Here is a 21,075-nt window from a genome sequence, read left to right as displayed (position 1 = left end):
TCATCCCCGCAGGCGCGGGGAACGGGATGTCGTCGTTCTCGAGCGCGACCTTGCCGGCGGTTCATCCCCGCAGGCGCGGGGAACGGATGTAATCGGCAATCCAAAGGTCGATGATCTGCGGTTCATCCCCGCAGGCGCGGGGAACGGATGTTGGCCAGGTCGTCGTTCTGGGCCTGCATCGGTTCATCCCCGCAGGCGCGGGGAACGGTTCTCCATACGGCGAGAAGAGCCATCTACGTCCGGTTCATCCCCGCAGGCGCGGGGAACGGGGTTCGTAGAATTGTCAGGTAAGGGGCGACTCCGGTTCATCCCCGCAGGCGCGGGGAACGGGTCGGTGGCCACCTGCCGGGCGTTCGCATCGACGGTTCATCCCCGCAGGCGCGGGGAACGGCCTAGCTTACCGAGCATTGTCCGGTCTGTCTCCGGTTCATCCCCGCAGGCGCGGGGAACGGAAGTGATGGAAATAAGCCCCTTTAAAAACCGACGGTTCATCCCCGCAGGCGCGGGGAACGGCTTATTCATTTCACGTGCAGGAATAACGCCCGCGGTTCATCCCCGCAGGCGCGGGGAACGGCCGAGCGAGTGCGACGCGGAGGCCTCGCAGGACGGTTCATCCCCGCAGGCGCGGGGAACGGGCCATTACCGGGGAGCAGGATGAAAAGGAACTCGGTTCATCCCCGCAGGCGCGGGGAACGGCGTCGCCATCGTCGCCGGCCTAGTCAAGGCCACGGTTCATCCCCGCAGGCGCGGGGAACGGATAGCCTGATCCAACATCCCAGCGCGGGAATCCGGTTCATCCCCGCAGGCGCGGGGAACGGGAGATGATGCCGTCGCCGTTTGCATCGACGCGCGGTTCATCCCCGCAGGCGCGGGGAACGGGATCAGCAAGCGCTCATCGGCGAGGCCGAGGCCGGTTCATCCCCGCAGGCGCGGGGAACGGCTGATCATCACGCCGTCGCCCAGGTTGGGTGATGGTTCATCCCCGCAGGCGCGGGGAACGGACTAATTGTAGTCACTTGTTTTAAAAAAGAAAAATCGCCGACGAAGAACCCACCGGCGATTTTGATCATTTTTTGTACAGACTTATATTCTTAAAGATCTTATAAAACAGCTACTTATCTTGGGGCGGTAAAAAGCGCACCAGCCGCAAACCGTCGTGGTCGATGGGAATGCGCCGGTTGTCGCCGAAGGTCTGAAACTCGAAGCCGGATTCGTGGTTGCTGGCCCAGGCCATGGCGACGTTGCCGCCCTCCTCAGCCAGCACCTCGATCTGCTCCCAGATCATCTCTCTGATGCGCTTGCTGACATCGCCCACGTAGACGCCGGCACGAATTTCCAGCAGCCAGACGGCCAGCCGACCTCGCAAGCGCGGGGGCACCGCTTCCGTCACCACGACCAGCATCGCCATGTCATCTGCTCCTGTGGCCACTGTCGCCCAGCGATTCCGGCTCGGGAATGGCGGGCGGCACGGCATCCTCCGGCGGCAGTGGAGGCTCAATGTCACCGGCAGCCAGCACCTCTTCGATCATGGGAATGATGCGCTGGAGTAGCCGGGTCTGCTTGAACGCATCACGACAGGCCACGCGCACCTCGCGCTCGGGCATGGGCGGGTTCTTCGCGGCGATGCGAAATGCCGCCGGAACTACGGTCTCGAATTTGACGATATCGGCGATGTCGTAGACGAAGCTCAAGGGCTTGCCGGTGTGCAGAAAGCCGATGGCCGGGGCGTAACCCGCCGCCAGAATCGCGGCTTCTGTAATGCCATAGAGGCAGGCGGTAGCGGCCGAAAGGCACTGGTTGGCCACGTCAGAGGCGTCCCACTGCTTCGGATCGTAGCGCCGCCCGTGCCACTTCAGGCCGTACTGTTTGGCGAGCAGCTGGTAGGTCTTGCGCACCCGCGCGCCTTCGATGCCCCGCAGTTGCTCGACGCTGCGCCGCGAGGGGGGCTCCTCGCCAAAGCGCAGCTCGAACATCTTGCGGACGACCTTGAGCCGCAGGCTTTCGTCCAGCGCCAGTTGGGCTTGATAAAGCAACTTATCGGAGCGCGCCCCACCCGGTTGCCCGGCGCTGTAGAGCCGCACCCCGGCATCCCCCACCCAGATCAACAGCGTACCGACCACCGACGCCAGCTTGACCGCCGCATGAGAGACCCGCGTGCCGGGTTCGAGCAGCAAACACGCCACCGAGCCAACCGGAATGTGCATGCGCTCGCCGTTGACCTCGTCGACGACCACGAACGCGCCGTCGCGCACGTCGATCTGGCCCATGCCGACGAAGATCATCGACATGCGATCCTTCATGGGGATGGGTTTGAGGGGAATGAAGCTCATGAGTCACTCCGGTACGCGACGCAATAGCAAGAGGCCACAACCAAATGCCCTGGCCCGACCAATGCCGTGTTTCAGCGCTTCATTGAGACGCGCGGGGTCGGTCACTTCCAGCAGGCCTTCGTAATCGACGCTGGAGTAGCGAATGGGTTGACCGCCCTCATTCTTGCCCAGCGCGTGCTGGCGGTAGGCGCCTACCTCTGGCGTCACGGGCAGCGTGAAGCCAAAGTCTTCGGCACGGCTATCGAGCCAGTGACGCGCCGCAGCATCCATCGCGGCGACGCAGGGCTGGCTCGTTCGCTCTCCCTTGGGGAAGGGGTAGCGCGCGTCCATCAGTACATCGGCACGCCGGGAGCGCTGGCCGTGGCCCGCCGGTTTGGCGACGGTAGGATTGGCACGCAGGCGAAATGCCAGCCGATCGCCTTTGGCGAGCTGCGGGGCAAACGACTTGCACTGCACCTCGAACCCCTCCACGGGCTCGGGCGGCCGGTCGGATCCCACGTAGAAGCGGGGCAGCCCGGCGCTCTTGCCGTTGGCATCCTCCTCCATCTCCTGTCGAAAGAGGAAGGGCCGTTCGCCCTTTGGCACCCCGGGAAAAAGTCGCCAGAGCAACTGGTGGGCGGTATAAGCACCGCCTTCCAGTACATCGAAGAGCTCAGCGCGGGAGAGGCGGTTGAGATCCAGCCGGATACTTGAAAGATACATCAGCGTGCGCCCTCCACCTTTTCGATGCGTCGATGTTCCAAGCGCGGGCCGAACTGCCAGCGGCGGCGGTGCAGCGGCTCGTCCCAGACCTCGCTGGATTCATTGGATGCGGTCTTGCCGTCGAATGCGTCGGCCTCTCCCTCCCAGGCGTAGAGCACCTCGTCGGGTAGGCGCAGCAAGTCCTTATCCTTTTTCTCGTTGCCCACCAGCACTGGTCGGGTACGCTTTGTTGGGTCCAGCGCACTTTCAAAGCCGTGATCCAGCGCTTGGCGCCAGTGATCAGCCTCGATCAGGGTCGGCACCAGGGGGGCGGCCAGCGGGCATGCCTTACGACCGAGATAGAGCGGGAAGCGAGGCTTTTCCAGCGCGCTCTTGAGTTCTTCAAGCGTCCAGCAAGCCTTAGCGGTCACGCGTACCGCCACGCTCCATAGGCCATCGCAGCGGTAGTCCCGTGAGGAGAGAATGGTATTAAGCGTCTCTTTGGGTACCGACAGCTCCTCGCGACGTGAGCGGTGAGTCACCTTCGATTGTGACGGCGGCACCTGTACGGTGTGATAGTCGCGCATCAAAAGCCCGGGCGAGCGCTGCTTGACCGCGACCTGAAGGCCCTCGCGCAGTTGGCGCTGGCCATCATCGTCGTCGCGTCTGATGCCCAGCGCCGCCCCAATCAGCCCGAGAATGGCGCTGCGTCCCGGGTACGTGGCCGTCGGCCGCGTTTCGCCGACGGCCGCTTCGCCCCAGCTGGCCATGGGCGCATAGAGGCGAAAAACCAGATGGTGTGGCATATCGCCTCCGCTTAGTCGTCGCCCTTGAGGAAAGTCAGCAGTTCTTGCAGGTTGCCGCGCTGGATGTCGCCTTTTAGTGCTGGCACTTCATACTCCGGTGTCGCCGAGAGTACGAAGCGCCGATCAGCCCCCGCACCGTAAGCATCGTCAAAGGCCTGGGCCTGGGTCTCCAGCTTTCGGATCGCCTCGACGCCCTGCCCTTCTCCCATGACCGGCTGCAGGAAAGACGCCGACAGCGAGCGCGGCTGCTGATCGCCTTTCTCGGCCAGCATGTAACTGGCGTGGGCACGCGAACCGAAACTGTTCTGCTTGCCCTTTGGGGAGATTTTGACGGCGGATTCCACCAACGCAGCGATGGCGCGGTCGGCGAGTTCCTTATTGCCCTGCAAATTGTCGATCAGCAGATCCCGGTCGATGCAGATATAGAGATAGAACAGCCCGGCGGCGAATCCGGCCTCGCCGATGTGGGCTGCGCCCCGGTCCTCGTCGCCCGTATTGAGATCATCGACGGCGGTGAAGTAGTCGTCCTCGACCTCGGCGGCGTGCACCGTAATGGCATGGGCCACCTGACAGGCGGCTTCGACGTTATAGCTGGGCGCGGCGGCGAGCATGCGCCCGAACAGCGCCACATCGACGGCAGTGGGCCGTCGTGCGAGCAGCCCCTTGAGTTCGTCATCAGTTGGCTCGCGGTTCTCGGCGCCCAGCGTGTCGGCCAGGGCTTCCAGCGCGCTCAGCTCTTCCGGCCCGACATGTACCAGCTGTTCGATTTCATACTCGTGCTTTTCGCCCTTTTCCACCTTGCGCAGCTTGCCGAAGACACCGGCGATCTTCTCGGCGCTGTTACCGGCCACCTTGTCGTCGGCGCCAGCCGCTTTCATGCGTTTGAAAACTTCTCCCCCCAGGCGCTTGGTGCGTGTGCCCTTATGGCCGTCGACCGCTGATTCAAAAAGATCAGACGTGCGCCAGTTGCGCTTCAGGCTTTGCGAGGAGACGCGCAGCCGCCGGGCGCCGCCCATGAAGGCGGTTTTGGGGCGGCCCAAGTCGTCGCGGTTGAGGTTGGAAGGCGGGTAGGAGGTGAGCAGGTGGAGCTGAATAAAGTGGCTCATGTCGGGTTCCCTGAATAAAAAAGATGGTATGAATACTGAAATGTCGTTGTTGAACAGAGGCGGCTTAATCACCCGCGCCCGGTTTCAAGGCGCGCGCCTGGAAGTAGGCATCGCTCATGATGAAGGCGAAGCGCTGGGTGGCCTCGGCGCGGTACTGGCCGCGTTGCTCGCGCTCCCAGAGTGCGACCATATCGGCCAGACGAACCACGCTGACGCCAGCGTTATCCGCGAGCTTGAGCGCGCGGCGAAAGCGACGAATCAACTCTTCGGGCGTATGGCAGTCGAGCAGTTGTTGGAAGCGCAGATCGCTCATGCGAGGGGTATCATTGGTATTCGGGCGCTTTTCGCCCAGGCGTTTTCCCAGCGGAGCATCGAAGGTTTCGACGCGTAGCTCGCTCGCCACGGCGGCGATGGCCGCCCAGGTTTCGATGCGCCGTTCACGGGAGGCCCAAGGGGGCTCTTTCTGCCATGCTCTTGTTTCGAGCGCCTGCCATAGATGACGGAACGCCTCGGTCAGCATGACGGATTCAATCGTGTCACAGCGGCGCAGCGTGGCGCGCACGCCGCGCGGGTAGCCAGGCGCCTTAGTGATCTTTTTGAGTGCCGCAGGATCAAGCGTTAGCCGTTGCCACCACAGACGCAGCGTATAGGCCTCATCCGAGGTCAGTGCATAACAGTAACCTTCTGCCGCATCGCCCTTTTGGGGTTTCTCTCCTGCCGCTTTCTGCTCAGCGGGTTGTGCTGCCTCGCTCATGCCGGGCTCTCCTCGCGATGATCTTCAGTTGCTGGCGTTTTCAGATCGAAACCGCCCGCTTCGGCAAACGTCTGCACCGTTTTACCGACCTTTTTGCCGCTGCCATTCAGGTAGGTGCGCAGATAGCGCCGCGCACTGGTGATGCGCTCGAGCTGCTGCATTTTCATGCCCTCCAGCGGGCCGCTGATCGCCTGAGCATCGTACAGCGCCAGTGCTTCACGCTTGAGCGCCAGATACCAGTGGTGATAAGTGTCGGACGACAGCGTTGGAGGCTTTCCTTTCTCACGCACCACATCTTCGCGCAGCACCTCGCCCATCTCGCGCAGCGCGGTAAAAAACGCCAGTTGGGTTGCCTCGAAGAACTGGGCGTCAATCTGGCTCATATCGCCCTTGGCGTCTTTAGGTCTTCTAAACCAAGCATCTTTAATTCGATCGCGAAGTTCTTTAACAATATTTTCAGCCAACTCGACGAAACGTTTGACCCAATCACGCAGGGTAGCTTGATATACATCGGGAACTCCTATCAGCGGCATCTCGACGTTGTACCAACCACGGGCATCCATTTGCTTCATGTCGTAACCGAAGACCCAGAGTCGGGCGTGCTTGAAAAGCGCCTCGAACGCTTCCCCATCATCGCGCGCGGCCTCTACCATCTCGTACTTCTTGAGGTGGTGGGTGACCACGCGGGCCGGCAATATGCCGCTGACGATTTCATCCTCCAGCATGAGACCCAGCCAATGCTGATAGCCACTTGGCCCACCGGGTTGACCTTTCGTGGACAAAGGAAACTCATCAAGCTTTTTCGGATTCATACGATATGGGGTGAGCGGATGCCGCCAAGGGCCGTCATAGTTGGCGCCGTGCTTTTTAGATCGTAAGCGACGCACCAGCTGTTTCGACTCGTTACCACAAAGGTCGCAACAACCAGATTCATCGTCGAACAAAAGCCTAAAGCGCCGTGGCATCGACCAGAAGGCGTGCAGAGGATGCACTTGTTCAGGCAGAACTTCGGTGCCCTTCTTGTTACTGACACGGGTATTGGCCATCCAGAAAAACAGATCGCCATCGTCAACCATTGGCAGACGCCAGCACTGGCCTTTCTGTTTTACCGCCTCGGTTGGCATCACGTTGGGCCATAGACGAGCCCACAGCGAGCTCTCATCGTCTTCCGGCAAAATCAGCGTGCTCAAAGGCCCCCCGCCTCGTAGCCCTGTGCGTATTCCAGCCCCACCTTCAGGCGCGTTGATCTGCATGGTATAGAGTGCTAACGCCGTGCAGTTTTTGCAGAGCCCTTCGACACGATCGCGTTTGACAAAAAAATCTCGATTTTTCTTGATCGTACTAACGCCTGGAGAATCGACTAGAAGACTACTAACAGAGGCTTCTTTAACATCCTCAAGGGGGTCAATATCCTGCATGAAACGCGGACCATCGCCGTCGAGTTCAAACGCCGCCGCAAAGGGCGCCAGCAGTTGATCGAGCTCGGCCACGCTGGGCGGCGTCTGGTAGTGATCAAGCCAGGCATCGGTATTTTTCGGCGTCATGGCCGTCTGCAACAGCGCGATCAGGAATTGCCAGGCCGCGCCTTGAAAGTCGGCGCGGGGGAGCGCGAGGTCGAGTACCTCGGGGTCGGCCAGCGCCGAGGGTGGGCGGTAATCGATTCGACCATCTCGATGGCGAAACGGCAGCCAAGGGTCTGTCAGTAGATTCATCGGCACCTCGCGTTCATTGTATTGACGTTAACCGTGCTTATTGCTTTACCCTGTCTCGCTTGACTGTCAGTAAAACGGCAATGTCTATTCTCGTTCAAAACTCACACCCCACTGCGCGTCGTAACCACACTGGCCGTCCTCTTCTGGCAGCCAAGGCTGAACGAAGCGCAGCCCGCGATGGCGCTGCTGGAGCGCTTCCCACTGCTCGGCATAGGGCTCCGGCAAGTAAGCCAGTTTTCTGGCTTGGCTCTCTCTCAGGCGGCAACGGCTGAGCCGGTCGGCGTGGCGGTGATCGTCTACCCAGAGCTCCAGTTCCTCCCCACGGCGCTTGAGCAGTACAACCTCGATGCTTTGTTCATCGCTCAGCCGTGTGCCTACCTCTCGCTCCTCCTGCCAGGGGTCGAAGTCATCATCGAGGTGGTAGCCGTCTTCCAGATTCAGCGCGTTGTGGGTGGCCATCGAGACCGCGTGTTTCGCCATGCCTGTGTGCTCGAAGTGCGCCTGATCGAACGCTTCGGGGAGATCGTCCGGTGAGGCGGCATAAACGCTCTCGATCAGAGTACGTGCTTCGCCCGGCATGGTGATGGCGCCCTGCTGGCGCAGTACGCGCATGGTCAGCCAGATGAGCGAGGTGTCCTGGTAAACGGCCTGGGTGCCGCGCTGCGTCTGGCTCAGCCAATCGGCACTGGGGGTATCGCTCCACGCGGGCGCCAGCACCTGTAATACGGGCAAGGGTCGGTCGCCGCGCTGATGGCGCTGTAACCGCCCGGCGCGTTGAATCAACAGATCGATGGGGGCGATATCGCTGACCATCCGGTCGGCATCACAATCGAGGCTTTCCTGAAAAACCTGAGTAGTGACAATCACTTGCCCATTCCTCATAGACGGTGTGGAATCTTTACCGAAGCGACGAATCACCTCGGATTCGATCCGCTGTCGATCCACCATCGCGAAACGGGCGTGGAAGAGCAGGCAGCGCTCGGGATCCGAATGACGCTCACGCAGCGCTTGATAAGCGCGGATGGCGTCATCGACGGTATTGCGTACCCAAACAATGCACTCCCCTGCCTCCACGGCGGCCAGTACGCGATCAATCGCTTCTTCTTCGCTTTCCAGCCAATCGATAGCCACGCGGCGGGCGACTTCCGGGCGTGTATCCACCGGGATTTCTTCGGTTGTCTCCGAACTACAGTGGGTCAGCAGTGGGTATGCCGTTTTTTCCAGTGGTTGCGCCTCTGCACCCAGGCCATGCTGCCACGCCGCTGTCAGCGCCGCGCGCATGGCGCGAGGGAGTGTGGCCGTCAGCAGAATGGCACTGCCGCCCTGGCGGGCATGATGGGCCAGCAGCTGATGAAGCAAGGTCTGCATATAGTGGTCAAAGGCGTGGACCTCATCGACGATCAGCACCTTGCGCGAAAGCCCCAGAAGGCGCAGAGACTGGTGGCGAAACGGCAGGCCACCCATCAGCGCCTGGTCGATGGTACCTACGCCCACATCGGCCAGCAGCGCTTTCTTGTTGGAGTCCGCCAGCCAGCGGTTGCACTGGGTCGAGGCGCTGACATCCATCGTGGTGTAGTCATCACAGTCGGGCTGTACGATAGTGCGCTCGAAAGCCTCGTTAAGTTCGCGCGCGCCATGAGCCAGCACCAGCGAGGGCTTAGAGTCGGCGCTGTAGAAGCGGTGGTGAAGATCACCCAAGCGGGTATACATGGCGTTGGAGGTTGCCATGGTGGGCAGCGCAAAGTAGAGCCCTTCGCCGTGACCGTCGGCCAGCAGTCGTTGTGCCAGAATGCAGGCGGCCTCTGTCTTGCCTGCGCCGGTCACGTCCTCGAGGATGAACAGCTGCGGCCCGGCCTGAAGCGGCAGGGTTTCCGCCTTCTGCTGCAGTGGGGTCGGCGTCACGTCAGCGGAAAACCAGTGGGCAAGCCCCGCGTAGGGCACCGGCTCGGGAGGGCGAGCAAACCCGGTGGCGTTCAGCACCGCCTCGGCCTGCTCGAGCGCACGCGGCCAGTAGTCGGAAAGCCGCATGGCCTGCTGGCAGTAGGGAAAATAGTCCCGGTGGGAGCCCAGCCAATCGCTGAGTGTCGCCCACCCAGCGATCGTCCAGCTCAGCGTCTTGAAGTGCGCCAGCCACTCTGCGTCCAGCAGTTTGTCGACCGGCCAATGAGGCGCGATCAACGCCGCCCAGTCGGTCACGAAGTCCCGCGCGGCGGCGGCATCGTCCAGTTCGCCGTCGTCGACGAAAAAGTCTGCAAGCGTCAGCTGGCGGGTGGCCACAGGGTAGCCGTGATGGCCGAAAAACGGCGCCATCAGGTGATTCAACGGCGTCAGCAGCTTTCTGGCACGCGCCTCACCCTCTGGCCAACGCAATACGCCTGTTTTGAGCCACTCTTTCCAACAGGCATCCCAGAGCAGCACGCCCAAGCGGTCGTGGCGCTGCAGATAAGGTTTGCCCTGCGGCGGCGCCATCCCATCGAGTGCAAGCTTCAGCACCTCCTGAAAGGCGCGGGAGAACTTGCCCATGTCGTGAAGGCCGAGCAGAAAGACCAATAGCCGCCGCAGCGGTTCGGGCTCGATACCCAGCCGCGCAGCCAGTTGCTTCATCAATGGGCGTTCGGGAGCGAGCAGGTGCCAGCCGACTGCGGCGACATCCAGACTGTGCCACGCCAGCAGATGGCAGGCGTCGCCGGTCTGGCCGGGTAGTGCCTTGCCGGCGTAGCGATGGTAAGTCGGCAAGCATGAAGAACGAGTTGGTAGCGCCAAACCTTGATCTCCTCAATCCAGATATGGGCCGCGAACCTGTTCCGCTCGCAAGCTCCGCCCGCCTTGTTTGCAGGTTCAGCCTACATGATCGCGCGAGCCATCGATTCACCAAACTTAGCCCACAAGCAAAAATCGACGATAGCTCGTTCAGTAGGCAAAAGAAAGTTTGGAAACGACCTTTTGCTAAATAAACTGCGTCCCCCTACGCAAAACCCGCCCTCGATCGAGAGCGGGTTGTCGCTAGAGGCCAGTCGCTTAAGCGCTACTAGCTGGATGCACTTGAAGCTGAGCCAGTGATCAAGCATGGGTCAGTTTTTCCAGTGCCGCCGTGGCAATAAAGGCGGAACGGCTTTTAATACCGTGAGTGGTCACGTATTTGTCGATCTGGCGGATGACATGGCCTGGCAGCGTCACATTCACCTTTTCGGTCTTGCCGAGGTAGGGGGTGATATCAATATCGATAATTTCCCAGCCGTATCCCTCGAAATCAGGATTGTTGCGATGCTCCGCGATGCTGCGCGGCATGGGGATATCCTTGTTTTCGAGGGCCAGCTCTTCCAGCTGGATATGAGCCACTTCCACCGCCATCTCGTAAGCGTGTTCAGTCGTGTCACCCGCGGTCACAGCCCCTGTAATATCCGGAATGACGATACCGGTGGCGGTGTGTTCATCACCCCATTCGATCGCAATGGGATAGTGCATGATTTATCTCCTGAACGACCAGGCTACCTGAGCCCAGCGAGTTTCCTGATATTGTGAATAGTGTCTTTAAGTAGGTCTTTTGCACACCACTAGACAGGTACGAGAGACAGCCAACCCTGAATTTCGGGGTTATTAGGGTTACCCTTTTTGATCCTTCAGGATAACGGGGTTATAGTAACCCCAGAATCAAACAATGGGGCAGTAGTTGAACAGCAGAGCACTGATCAAGGAGCTGGAAGCGGATGGCTGGGCGCTGATTAGAGTCAAAGGCAGTCATCACCCCTTCCGCCACCCGACCAAGCTTGGCACGGTTACCGTACCCCATCCGAAAAAGGACCTGAAAACGGGCCTGATCAAAGGAATCAGAAAAAGCGCCGGCCTCGAATGAGGCTAGCCACGTCTGCCCCGCTCAGCACTACAGAGAGAAGAGCCATGTTATTTCCTATTGCCATCGAACGCGGAGATGAACAGCATGCCTACGGCGTCGCGGTGCCAGACCTGCTGGGGTGCTACTCGGCAGGCGACACCTTCGAAGACGCCTTGGCCAATGCAAAGGAGGCCATCGAAGGTTGGCTGGAAGTGGCCGTCGAGGTAGGCGACCCCATCCCAGACGCCACCTCCATCGAACACCACATGGATAACCCCGACTTCACCGGCTGGATCTGGGCCGTGGTCGAGATCGATGTAACCCCTTACTTGGGTAAAAGCCACAAAATCAATGTCACCATGCCCGACTTGCTGCTCAAGCAAATCGACGATTTCGTCGCCCGTCACCCCGGCGACAAGACCCGCTCGGGCTTTCTCTCGCGCGTGGCCATGGCCGAGCTCGCGCGCGTGCGTCAATCGGGTTAGCGGTCACGAAAAATTCAGCCGTCTGGCTGCTGGCAATACCGCCCCACGACTACAGAAGAGCAGCATGCCAATACCGATCAAGCCATCAATCACGGTACTCGCTGCATCAAATGCAGCCATGGCGTTACTCATCATTTCGCTCGTCATACCCACCCGCCATACCATCATCTAAATATTTCAGAGAGCCCCCGCATGTGAGCAGCTCGCCCATGAACGAATACACGGCGGTTCCTCTGCTGCGCGTCTACGGGGATACGCCACGGGCAATGACCATGGCTATACTCCTGTTATCGAACCCGTGCATCAAACCGTTGTGGCCCATGCCACGAAGCGTTACGGACGTCAGGCTGAGGGCGGGTTCGATTATTTCCCGCGCCTGCGGGGAACGGCTCTGGCCAATCCTGTCCAGTGCATCCCGGCCCGGTTCATCCCCGCGCCTGCGGGGAACGGGTGACGTCGTGACTGGCCCAGGCCAGAAACTCCGGTTCATCCCCGCGCCTGCGGGGAACGGGACCAGCCTATGAATGCGTTTAAAATTTTTTACGGTTCATCCTCGCGCCTGCGGGGAACGGGTTCTATGCCGATGCGGCTTAGCCTATGACCTACGGTTCATCCCCGCGCCTGCGGGGAACGGGGCCGGAGAAGGACCCTGAGCGACTGGAATGGGGGTTCATCCCCGCGCCTGCGGGGAACGGGGGAGGTGGAGCATGGGTAGTGTTGATACACGCGGTTCATCCCCGCGCCTGCGGGGAACGGCTTACTGCTCGCCTAGCTGATGGCGAAATAGACGGTTCATCCCCGCGCCTGCGGGGAACGGCAGTCCCAGCGCGCCGAACGCTTGGCAACCACCGGTTCATCCCCGCGCCTGCGGGGAACGGATCGAGGGGCCGAAACGCATCTCGGGCGTGCTCGGTTCATCCCCGCGCCTGCGGGGAACGGTATATGAAGATGACACGGATCTACTGGAAGCGCGGTTCATCCCCGCGCCTGCGGGGAACGGCGGTAGTCGAGGTATTTTGTTCCGCGCAGCGCCGGTTCATCCCCGCGCCTGCGGGGAACGGCCTTCCAACCGGGCGGGCAGCACGATGTTTGGCGGTTCATCCCCGCGCCTGCGGGGAACGGGCGCCTGGATTATGCGGTAGCCGGGGCGCGGGCGGTTCATCCCCGCGCCTGCGGGGAACGGTAACAGCGTGGTACCCATGACGCCGGCGATGGCGGTTCATCCCCGCGCCTGCGGGGAACGGTGCATCGACTGGTCGGACCTGGGCAAGAGCATCGGTTCATCCCCGCGCCTGCGGGGAACGGGCTGCACCGCACGACTGTTCGCGGCGGTTGTACGGTTCATCCCCGCGCCTGCGGGGAACGGGCCACTGGACTCAAGGAAGGGGAGGATTGTGGCGGTTCATCCCCGCGCCTGCGGGGAACGGGCCGCCCGCAGGCGGCTATCGATAGTTCAGCCTGGTTCATCCCCGCGCCTGCGGGGAACGGGATTAAAATGATGTATTTATGATTATACGTGCCGGTTCATCCCCGCGCCTGCGGGGAACGGAGCGCCAAGTCGTTGGTCGAGGCGTCCACTGTCGGTTCATCCCCGCGCCTGCGGGGAACGGCGTCGTGCCGTCCGCCTGCATGCCGATCATTGCGGTTCATCCCCGCGCCTGCGGGGAACGGCTCGGCGGCGCTGGGGTTGAGAGTAGAAAAGTCGGTTCATCCCCGCGCCTGCGGGGAACGGCGTGATATCCGGTGGCCGTCGAGTAGCGCCGACGGTTCATCCCCGCGCCTGCGGGGAACGGCGAGCTATATCGACGGCCGCCTACGTTACGGCCGGTTCATCCCCGCGCCTGCGGGGAACGGTTGTAGCTCTTTTCGACCATTCCGAGCGGCGCCGGTTCATCCCCGCGCCTGCGGGGAACGGTTGGCGATCGGCTTGCCGTACTTGTTCGCGCCCGGTTCATCCCCGCGCCTGCGGGGAACGGCGAAGGCTATATCGTCCGAGAAGGCGCGTTTACGGTTCATCCCCGCGCCTGCGGGGAACGGCGAAACCTCCTTGTGCATCCATGCAAGGGAGTCGGTTCATCCCCGCGCCTGCGGGGAACGGGTGTCTGGCAGGTGTATGACCGGCACGACTATCGGTTCATCCCCGCGCCTGCGGGGAACGGTGTGTCGATGGAGTCGGTATGGGAAATGAGGCCGGTTCATCCCCGCGCCTGCGGGGAACGGTTCACCCCGGCGAATAGCAGCTTGGCACCGCCCGGTTCATCCCCGCGCCTGCGGGGAACGGTGCCGGAGCACGGTGCGGCGATCGACACCCCACGGTTCATCCCCGCGCCTGCGGGGAACGGAGCCCAATCGTAGAGCGCGGGCGGCAGGTGGGCGGTTCATCCCCGCGCCTGCGGGGAACGGTTTAGACTGGAGCCTCACGTCTGCCGCCAGTGCGGTTCATCCCCGCGCCTGCGGGGAACGGGCGGACTATCGAGCGCCTCGCGGCCCGCGCGGTGGTTCATCCCCGCGCCTGCGGGGAACGGTTGTTCGACAAGTAGATGACCGATTCGCCGAGCGGTTCATCCCCGCGCCTGCGGGGAACGGACTAATTTTAGACGATTGATCTAAAAGACAAAAACCAATGGCATAAAAGCCACCGATGATTTAGATCATTTTTTGATCAGTTTAAAAATTTTAAAGATCAATAAAATCAGCACCTTGCTGACTCTCTATAAAACACCACCAAGCATGTTTTTTATAGCTGTACATGCACGCTGGTGTCTATACGGTTTAGACGCAGTTACTCGAGCGGCTGTAACGCCTCCTCGACCATCGCCTCTGCTATCTCCCCTGCACAGCGCACGGCCGCTTCAATGGCGGGCGTGAGCGTAAACGCGTAGTTCAGCCGCAAACACTGGCGAAACTTGCCGGAGGCGGAGAAGAGCGATCCCGGGGCGACGTGCAGGCGATGGGAGGCCAAGCGTTCGTTGAGGCGCACGCAGTCCACGGCGGCGGGAAGCTCGACCCAGAGCAGAAAGCCACCCTGGGGGTAGCTGATGCCAGTGCCTTTCGGAAAGTAGCGTTGGACCCAGCCGATCATCACGTCGCGCTGGCGCTGGTACTGGCGAATGATCGCGCGCAGGTGGCGCTCATAGTGGCCCTTGGCGATGAACGCCGCGACCGCCAGCTGGGGCAGCGTGGCCGAGGCGCCGGTGGAGACGTACTTCATGTGCAGCGCCTGGTCGCGGTAGCGCCCCGGCGCTAGCCAGCCGACTCGGAGCCCGGGGCCGAGGGTTTTGGAAAAACCACTGCACAACAGCACGCGGCCGTCGTCGTCGAAGGACTTCACGGTCGGCGGGCGGGGCTGGGAGAACGCCAGATCGCCGTAGATGTCGTCTTCGATGATCGCGACGTCGAAGCGCTGGGCGAGCTGTACCAGCGCGCGCTTGCGCTCGGCGGGCAGGGTGTAGCCCAGCGGGTTGTTGAAGGTGGGGGTGACCTGGATCGCGCGGATCGGCCACTGTTCCAGCGCCAGTTCCAACGCTTCCAGGCTGATGCCGGTTTGCGGGTCGGTGGGAATCTCGAGCGCTTTCAGGCCGTTGGCCTTGAGAATCTGCAGGGTGCCGTAGAAGCTGGGGGAGTCCACCGCCACCACGTCGCCGGGCCGGGTCAGAATGCGCAGGGCGATGGCCAGCGCCTCCTGACAGCCGGTGGTGATGAGAATATCGTCCGGATGGAGCAGGCAGTTGGAGGCCACCGCCAGCTTGGCCACCTGCTGGCGAAGCTCCGGGCTTCCAATGAGTTTGTCGTAGTTGAGACCGTTGAGGCCGTTGAGTTCGGTACTGCGGTGCAGCCCGCCGAGGATCTTCGACAGCGGCTTGAGCGTGGCGGCCTCCAGATTGGGGACGCCCCGGCCCAGCAACAGCCGGTCGTCGTCGCGCTGCGTGGCGACGAGCTCCAGCACCTGGTCCCACTGGGAGACATCCAGCGGCCGCTGGGCCGGGCGCGAGGCCGAGGGCAGCACCGAGGGAGCGTGGCCTGGCAGCACGAAGTAGCCGGATTTGGGGCGCGACTCAATGAGTGCGGCGTCCATCAGCTGGCGATACGCTTCCTGAGCGGTCGAGATGCCGACATCCATCTCCTGGCACACGGTGCGGATCGACGGCAGCCGGTCCCCCGGCGCGTAGAGGCCGTGCTCGATACGCTCGCGCAATACAGCGGCCACTCGTTCATAGCGCGTCACGGCGTTTGCTCTCCTTCACCATACAGTTGCCCGCCCAAACCACCTTACAGTGAGGAAAGATAACGCATCTGTATGGTTAGATCTCCTGTTTCTATATCTGTATGGCGATGGGCGCACTGGGTAACCTGAAGAGGCCAACCAGTGGAGAACCCCCATGTCCCGTTTCACGCTTACCCGGTTTCGCGCCCGCCTGCGCCATTATCTCGTGCGCCGACGCAGCCGTCGCCAGCTTTTTACCCTCGATGACCGCCTCCTGAAGGATATCGGCATCAGCCGCGCCCAGGTCCGCCGCGAGAGCCGCAAACTTTTCTAGCGCTCACCTGCGCCAAGGAGCCACCATGACAACCGCGACTTACCACCTGCTCGACGTCTTTACCGACACCCGCTTCGCCGGCAACCAGCTCGCCGTGTTTCTCGAGGCTGACGCGCTCGATACCGCTACCTGCCAGAAAATCGCCCATGAACTCAATCTGGCGGAGACGGTGTTTCTGGGCCGCGCCCGCGCGGCGAACCACTACCCGATGCGGATCTTCACGCCGGTCGAAGAGCTCGCGTTCGCCGGCCACCCCACCGTGGGCACTGCCTGGCTCTTGAACGAGCTGGGCATGGTCGAGCGCACGCCGCCCCTGACGCTCGAACCGCCGGTGGGCAAGCTTCCCATCGCGTTCATCGATGGCAAGGCGAGCTTTACTACGGCCCGCCCCGCGCAGGTAAGCGACAGCACGCTCGATGCCACCAGCGCCGCTGCCCTGCTCGGCCTTTCGCGCGGCCAGGTGGTGCGCGCGCCGGTCGTCGCCTCCTGCGGGCTGGCGTTTCACCTGATCGAGCTTGAAAGCCTGGAAGCCCTGGAGCATGTGCAGCTCTCCTCCAGTGAGTGGGCGCGCAGCGTGGCGCCCAGCGGCGCCGAGCAGGTCTACCTGTACGTGATCGAGGCGGCAGAAGGCGCGCACGTCACTCTGCATAGCCGCATGTTCTCGATGCACGACAGCCTGTGCGAAGACCCGGCGACCGGCAGCGCCGCTGCCGCCCTCACCGGCTACCTGGCCGCGCAAGGCGAGACACGCCGCTGCGTCGTTCATCAGGGTATAAAAATGGGTCGCCCCAGCGTGATCGACACCGCCATGACCGGCGAGCGGGTACGCGTGAGTGGCCGCGCGGTGCGCGTGGGCAAGGGAGAGTTTTATCTTGACGTCATCGAAACGTGAGCGTTTTCGATTGAGTCATGGGGTGTCGGCTCAGTAAAGTGGCCTCACCCTTCACCCAGACTTCAAGGAGACGCTCATGGCCCTCACCACCTGGCTGGTCTTCGTTGCGGCGGCGCTGGTGAGCATCATAAGCCCCGGCCCGGCCTTTCTCGTCGCGGTGCGTAACGGCATGACCGGCGGCTACCGGCGCGTGGCGCTATCGTCGCTGGGCAATATTCTTGGGCTACTGCTTCTGGCAAGCGCTGCGATGTTGGGGCTTGGCGTGATGCTCAAGGCGTCCGAGGCGCTTTTCACGCTGCTCAAACTCGGCGGTGCGGGGTATCTGGTCTATCTTGGCGTGCGCCAGTGGCGAAGCCGCCTGCCGCTGGTGGCCACGGCCTCGCCGGCGGGCACGGCGTCGGCCTGGCGCACCCTCGGTGAAGGCGCGCTGGTGGCGCTGAGTAACCCCAAAGCGATTCTCTTTTTTACCGCGCTCTTTCCCCAGTTTCTGGTGACCGGGCAGCCGCTTTGGCCGCAGTTTCTGATCATGGTCGGCACCTTCATGGCGCTCTCGTTTCTGATGCTGATGACCTACGGGGCGCTTGCCGGCCGACTCGCCCGCTGGCTGGGCGCCGCCCGCCGCGTACGCTTTGTCAATCGCGTGCTGGGCAGCGCCTTCATCGGCCTTGGGGTGTTGCTGTTGAAGCTGCGTCAGCCGGCGTAGCCCAAGGTGTCGGTGGCGCATGCCAAACTCTTGATCTAACCATTCTTTTGCGGCACCTTATTTTCGACAGGAACGTCTTGCATGCTTACCGATAAGGAACCGCCACGATGAAATGTACGGCCTGCCACGAAGGCAAGCTGGTCCCCAGCTTTCTCGACTCACTCTTTCGCTGCCATACCTGTGATCACTGCGGCGGCAACTGGCTGTTGATCGAAGATTATATCAGCTGGAAGGAGCGCCACCCGGAGCACGTCTTCGAGGACGACAAGATCGAGAACATCGACGCCGAGGACACGGTCGGCGCGATGATCTGTCCGGTCACCGGCGGCATCATGAGTAAGTTTCGTATCAGCAAGGACCACGCTCACCGGCTCGACTACAGCGCCCGGGTCGGCGGCGTCTGGCTCAACCGCGGCGAGTGGGAGATGCTGGTGGCCGAAGGGCTCGCGGGCAACCTCAACGCCATCCTCACCGATCAGTGGCAGCAGCGTATCCGCGCGGAGCGCACCAGCGATACCTTCGCCAACCTGTATCGGCAGAAGTTCGGCGACAGCGACTACGAAAAGGCGCTCGAGATACGCCAGTGGCTAAGCGACCACCCGCAAAAACCCGACCTGCGCGCCTTCCTTATGGCCGAGAACCCCTTCACCGCCATCGAGTAATAGGTACCAACGAGCCAAATCCACAAGCTCGTAGCGCGGGTAAGCAGGCAGGCGCACCCGCTAATGTATGCCTTGGCATAAAACGATATGGCCGATGATTTAGCGCCACGGCGCGGATGGCTGTCGCGGCCATCGTTATGAATGCCTCGCTGGCGCTCGTTATGCCAACAGCATGCGTGCATTGACATGTGGCCAGACGCTATAACCGCTCGGGCAGGCTGTTGCTGCTATCCAGGCGAGGCTCCTGTTCCAGTAGCCTAGTGCGCCACGCTGGAATCTCTTGCTCGTCAACATCCAGGCGCTTCAACCACTGGTCGGCCGCCCAACCGGTCAAACGCAGCTCACCGTGACGCGAGCCACCGTGTAAATCCCCGACCGTTTCGCAGCGAATGCTTTTGAGTAGATGGTTCAGCAGCACGTAGGGCGCTGGTTTGGCCCCCTCAGCGTCGCCGGCAATATAAGGATAAGCGCCCGACTGAATCACCACGCCCGAACCCGCTGCATAAAAAGCAAAGTGACTATCCGGTAGCTGATCTTGCAATGACTTCAACCCGCCTGCCGCCTCCAAACGTGCCTGATTGAGCAGCGTCAGCCAGCTGACTGTCTTGATCTTGTTCTGTTTGAACTCGGGCCGATTGGCCAGCAACCCCGCTGTCCCTGCATCCAGGCCGGGCATGCGTTCGGCCATGAACGCCTCAGTTGGCTCGTTCTCCCCAAGATTTGTCACCGAGAGGTTGAAGGCATGGCCTGCATGCCCGTGTTCTGCATCAAGTAGCCGCGCGCAGTATTGAAACAGTCGCATGAAGTCGAGTGAATGCTGCTCGTGATAAAGCAACGGAACGGAGAACTCCACTGCGCTCGTGTCATACCCAATCTTTGCCTCCCAAGCAGCCTGACCGAAAACATCGAAATACCAGTCACTTGCATCGTTAGGCTGCTCACCGCTCGTGTAATAAAAACTCAAAGGATAATTTTCATTCATGTGAGACAGCATCTCGCGCAGCGACCGAGCCTCGGCATAAGGCGTCAACGGGCTTCCCTCAGGCGGCTCTTCACGCCACAGCCAAGTAAGATTGGGCTCGGCCAGACGTTTGAACGCATCAAAGCACTGGCATAGCGCTTCGCGCACTTCAGGAGTATGCGCGTTTTTGAAGTAGAGCGTACCCCGCAGACAGATCACGGCTCCGATATAGTCCTCTGGGCCACCTTTCATTAGAAGGTTGCCGGGTATCTCCAGCAACCCTGATTGCTTGGATAACTCTTCAGCCAGATCAAAGGGTGTTTCCATAAGACTTTCCTCTGAAATCAGTGAACAGGCGCAGGAGCGCGAGACGAACGGCCTCGCGTTAGAATGAACATTACCCCTCGTGCTACTGTCGCGGCCCACCCGAGCTCTTCTACAGAGACATTAGAGTTCTGGGTTTCTTGATTACAATCACAGTCAGTGGACAATAGTTGAACTACCTTATCCTCTCCACCAGCTACCCTTGCGTAAGCTTGCGCTTGCCTCCTATTAGGTGGATCAGGCGGAAACTTCATCTCCACCACTTGCTTGATATTGTCCTGGGTAGGCGGTCTGGTTGGGTCATTCACAATCACAACATCGGGCCGACGAATCATACCCCTGCCCGCCTGGAAGGGAGGATGCTCTGGATCTTCATCCCAGTATTTGCGGATCCAGCCCGGTATCCAGCTATGAGAATGAGTACCTGTCTGGCTATCGAGAATTGGCTGCGGTGGCTCCTTGGTCATATCGTAACTGACCTCTGGTTTATAAGGACTGCTTCCACGGAGCACTTCATTCAATTCGCCCAAGCGCTGTGATACACAGTTTTGCTTAAGATTTTTGCCATCTCGACTGATATTGGGCGTGGAGCTGCAGTAACAGATGGCAGAGCACAGTACTCTTTCATCTTCCGGGTCGAGCCTTGGCTCTGCAATGCGAACCGGGTTAGTCTCGCCCTCCGGGCTCATGGCACCTTGGGAGAATGGATGATCACTCATCGCTCACTTCCCTTTACCAAGTCGATATAGATCGTTTCCGCCTTGTCATGCTTGATCCAGGATGTCATACCCTCATCATCCGTGGTCTCGAACGCACTCCAACCGCCACTGGATCTAATTTTGACGCGACGCCCAGCGATGGGCTCACCTGTATCTTGATTGATCAATTGGAAACGCCCTGAATATGCGGCTTCTGTATTACTTAGCAGATTCGCGGGGGACGCACTGCCATACGCAATGTCACCAATGAAAACCGTGCCCGAGCCTTCGACCACAGTGTTGCCGTGGCTGCCGACGCTGCCGAGCACAGCGGCGGGTTTGCCGTTGATGAACACCGAAGAGGAGACCGCGGAGTCGATGGGGCTGCCGCAGGCGGAGGTGTCGCCCAGGCGGGCGGCGTTGAGCCCGTCGTGGAAGACGTCCGGCGAGCCCTCGGCCAGCGGGTTGGTGCCGTGCCCGGTTTTCGGGCAGGCGGTGTCGTCGGTGACGCGTGCTGCTGGCTTGCCACTCATGAGAGAACTCCTTCAAAACGATGCATTTCGTCGGTCGCCACTGGCCCGCCGGCGAAGG

General features: G+C 61.2%; 19 protein-coding genes and 2 CRISPR repeat arrays (1 of these 21 cut by a window edge). Of the genes, 6 read left to right on the top strand and 13 right to left on the bottom strand.

Annotated features, from left to right (window positions below; all coding sequences use genetic code 11):
• Window positions 1–1,001: direct repeats of the CRISPR family, unit length 29 nt; unit sequence CGGTTCATCCCCGCAGGCGCGGGGAACGG; it reaches 3,908 nt to the left of the window's first position.
• 110 nt (window positions 1,002–1,111) lie between these two features.
• From cas2e to ACGK9R_RS01410, 9 genes are all read right to left on the bottom strand, one after another.
• On the bottom strand, window positions 1,112–1,408 hold the full coding sequence (gene cas2e, locus ACGK9R_RS01450) for a type I-E CRISPR-associated endoribonuclease Cas2e (protein ID WP_394577787.1): 297 nt from the start codon (window positions 1,406–1,408) through the stop codon (window positions 1,112–1,114).
• A gap of 1 nt (window position 1,409) precedes the next feature.
• The gene (gene cas1e / locus ACGK9R_RS01445) at window positions 1,410–2,330 is read right to left on the bottom strand and encodes a type I-E CRISPR-associated endonuclease Cas1e (RefSeq protein WP_394577786.1); all 921 of its coding nucleotides are present in this window, start codon (window positions 2,328–2,330) and stop codon (window positions 1,410–1,412) included.
• A 3-nt stretch (window positions 2,331–2,333) separates the two neighbouring features.
• A complete protein-coding gene (gene cas6e / locus ACGK9R_RS01440) occupies window positions 2,334–3,032 on the bottom strand; it encodes a type I-E CRISPR-associated protein Cas6/Cse3/CasE (RefSeq protein ID WP_394577785.1) in 699 nt (232 codons plus the stop codon).
• Window positions 3,032–3,817, bottom strand: a complete 786-nt coding sequence (cas5e, locus tag ACGK9R_RS01435; RefSeq protein ID WP_394577784.1) for a type I-E CRISPR-associated protein Cas5/CasD — start codon at window positions 3,815–3,817, stop codon at window positions 3,032–3,034. Before cas5e ends, cas6e begins: the two co-directional genes overlap by 1 nt.
• A gap of 11 nt (window positions 3,818–3,828) precedes the next feature.
• Entirely contained in the window at window positions 3,829–4,923 is a 1,095-nt protein-coding gene (cas7e, locus tag ACGK9R_RS01430) for a type I-E CRISPR-associated protein Cas7/Cse4/CasC (protein WP_394577783.1), read from the bottom strand.
• 64 nt (window positions 4,924–4,987) lie between these two features.
• Window positions 4,988–5,677 (bottom strand): type I-E CRISPR-associated protein Cse2/CasB, encoded by a 690-nt coding sequence (gene casB / locus ACGK9R_RS01425; RefSeq protein WP_394577782.1) that lies wholly within the window; start codon window positions 5,675–5,677, stop codon window positions 4,988–4,990.
• Complete coding sequence (casA, locus tag ACGK9R_RS01420; protein WP_394577781.1) at window positions 5,674–7,389, bottom strand: type I-E CRISPR-associated protein Cse1/CasA; 1,716 nt, start codon at window positions 7,387–7,389, stop codon at window positions 5,674–5,676. The genes casB and casA overlap by 4 nt, the downstream gene beginning before the upstream one ends.
• Before the next feature lie 84 nt (window positions 7,390–7,473).
• Window positions 7,474–10,152: a CRISPR-associated helicase Cas3' gene (gene cas3 / locus ACGK9R_RS01415; RefSeq protein ID WP_394577780.1), complete on the bottom strand. Its 2,679-nt coding sequence runs from the start codon at window positions 10,150–10,152 to the stop codon at window positions 7,474–7,476.
• A 297-nt stretch (window positions 10,153–10,449) separates the two neighbouring features.
• Window positions 10,450–10,854 (bottom strand): type II toxin-antitoxin system HicB family antitoxin, encoded by a 405-nt coding sequence (locus ACGK9R_RS01410; RefSeq protein ID WP_394577779.1) that lies wholly within the window; start codon window positions 10,852–10,854, stop codon window positions 10,450–10,452.
• 205 nt (window positions 10,855–11,059) lie between these two features.
• On the opposite strand from ACGK9R_RS01410, the gene ACGK9R_RS01405 reads away from it, so the two are divergent.
• Together ACGK9R_RS01405 and ACGK9R_RS01400 are read left to right on the top strand one after the other, a co-directional pair.
• The gene (locus tag ACGK9R_RS01405) at window positions 11,060–11,242 is read left to right on the top strand and encodes a type II toxin-antitoxin system HicA family toxin (RefSeq protein ID WP_394577778.1); all 183 of its coding nucleotides are present in this window, start codon (window positions 11,060–11,062) and stop codon (window positions 11,240–11,242) included.
• A gap of 44 nt (window positions 11,243–11,286) precedes the next feature.
• Window positions 11,287–11,706, top strand: a complete 420-nt coding sequence (locus ACGK9R_RS01400; protein WP_394577777.1) for a type II toxin-antitoxin system HicB family antitoxin — start codon at window positions 11,287–11,289, stop codon at window positions 11,704–11,706.
• Between the two features lie 3 nt (window positions 11,707–11,709).
• Here ACGK9R_RS01400 and ACGK9R_RS01395 read toward each other — a convergent pair whose 3' ends face one another.
• Together ACGK9R_RS01395 and ACGK9R_RS01390 are read right to left on the bottom strand one after the other, a co-directional pair.
• Window positions 11,710–11,838 carry a hypothetical protein gene (locus ACGK9R_RS01395; RefSeq protein ID WP_394577776.1) on the bottom strand — a complete coding sequence of 43 codons (129 nt, stop codon included), beginning with the start codon at window positions 11,836–11,838 and terminating at the stop codon, window positions 11,710–11,712.
• Window positions 11,839–12,066: 228 nt separating this feature from the next.
• Window positions 12,067–14,292: a CRISPR direct-repeat array (repeat unit 29 nt; unit sequence CGGTTCATCCCCGCGCCTGCGGGGAACGG).
• Between the two features lie 196 nt (window positions 14,293–14,488).
• Window positions 14,489–15,931 carry a PLP-dependent aminotransferase family protein gene (locus ACGK9R_RS01390; protein ID WP_394577775.1) on the bottom strand — a complete coding sequence of 481 codons (1,443 nt, stop codon included), beginning with the start codon at window positions 15,929–15,931 and terminating at the stop codon, window positions 14,489–14,491.
• A gap of 154 nt (window positions 15,932–16,085) precedes the next feature.
• On the opposite strand from ACGK9R_RS01390, the gene ACGK9R_RS01385 reads away from it, so the two are divergent.
• The 4 genes from ACGK9R_RS01385 to ACGK9R_RS01370 all read left to right on the top strand — a co-directional run bounded on the left by ACGK9R_RS01385 (window position 16,086) and on the right by ACGK9R_RS01370 (window position 18,501).
• On the top strand, window positions 16,086–16,244 hold the full coding sequence (locus ACGK9R_RS01385; protein ID WP_394577774.1) for a DUF1127 domain-containing protein: 159 nt from the start codon (window positions 16,086–16,088) through the stop codon (window positions 16,242–16,244).
• 25 nt (window positions 16,245–16,269) lie between these two features.
• The gene (locus ACGK9R_RS01380) at window positions 16,270–17,136 is read left to right on the top strand and encodes a PhzF family phenazine biosynthesis protein (protein ID WP_394577773.1); all 867 of its coding nucleotides are present in this window, start codon (window positions 16,270–16,272) and stop codon (window positions 17,134–17,136) included.
• Between the two features lie 76 nt (window positions 17,137–17,212).
• Window positions 17,213–17,839: a LysE family translocator gene (locus ACGK9R_RS01375; RefSeq protein WP_394577772.1), complete on the top strand. Its 627-nt coding sequence runs from the start codon at window positions 17,213–17,215 to the stop codon at window positions 17,837–17,839.
• 107 nt (window positions 17,840–17,946) lie between these two features.
• Entirely contained in the window at window positions 17,947–18,501 is a 555-nt protein-coding gene (locus ACGK9R_RS01370) for a zf-TFIIB domain-containing protein (protein WP_394577771.1), read from the top strand.
• 199 nt (window positions 18,502–18,700) lie between these two features.
• On the opposite strand, the gene ACGK9R_RS01365 is transcribed toward ACGK9R_RS01370, so the two are convergent.
• Window positions 18,701–19,789, bottom strand: a complete 1,089-nt coding sequence (locus tag ACGK9R_RS01365; RefSeq protein WP_394577770.1) for a type VI immunity family protein — start codon at window positions 19,787–19,789, stop codon at window positions 18,701–18,703.
• A gap of 712 nt (window positions 19,790–20,501) precedes the next feature.
• Window positions 20,502–21,017, bottom strand: a complete 516-nt coding sequence (locus ACGK9R_RS01360) for a PAAR domain-containing protein (RefSeq protein ID WP_394577768.1) — start codon at window positions 21,015–21,017, stop codon at window positions 20,502–20,504.
• Between the last annotated feature and the right edge of the window lie 58 nt (window positions 21,018–21,075).

The sequence above is a fragment of the Halomonas sp. HNIBRBA4712 genome (genome assembly GCF_043558675.1).
GTDB lineage: Bacteria > Pseudomonadota > Gammaproteobacteria > Pseudomonadales > Halomonadaceae > Vreelandella.
This window is presented reverse-complemented; position numbering and strand designations above follow the sequence as displayed.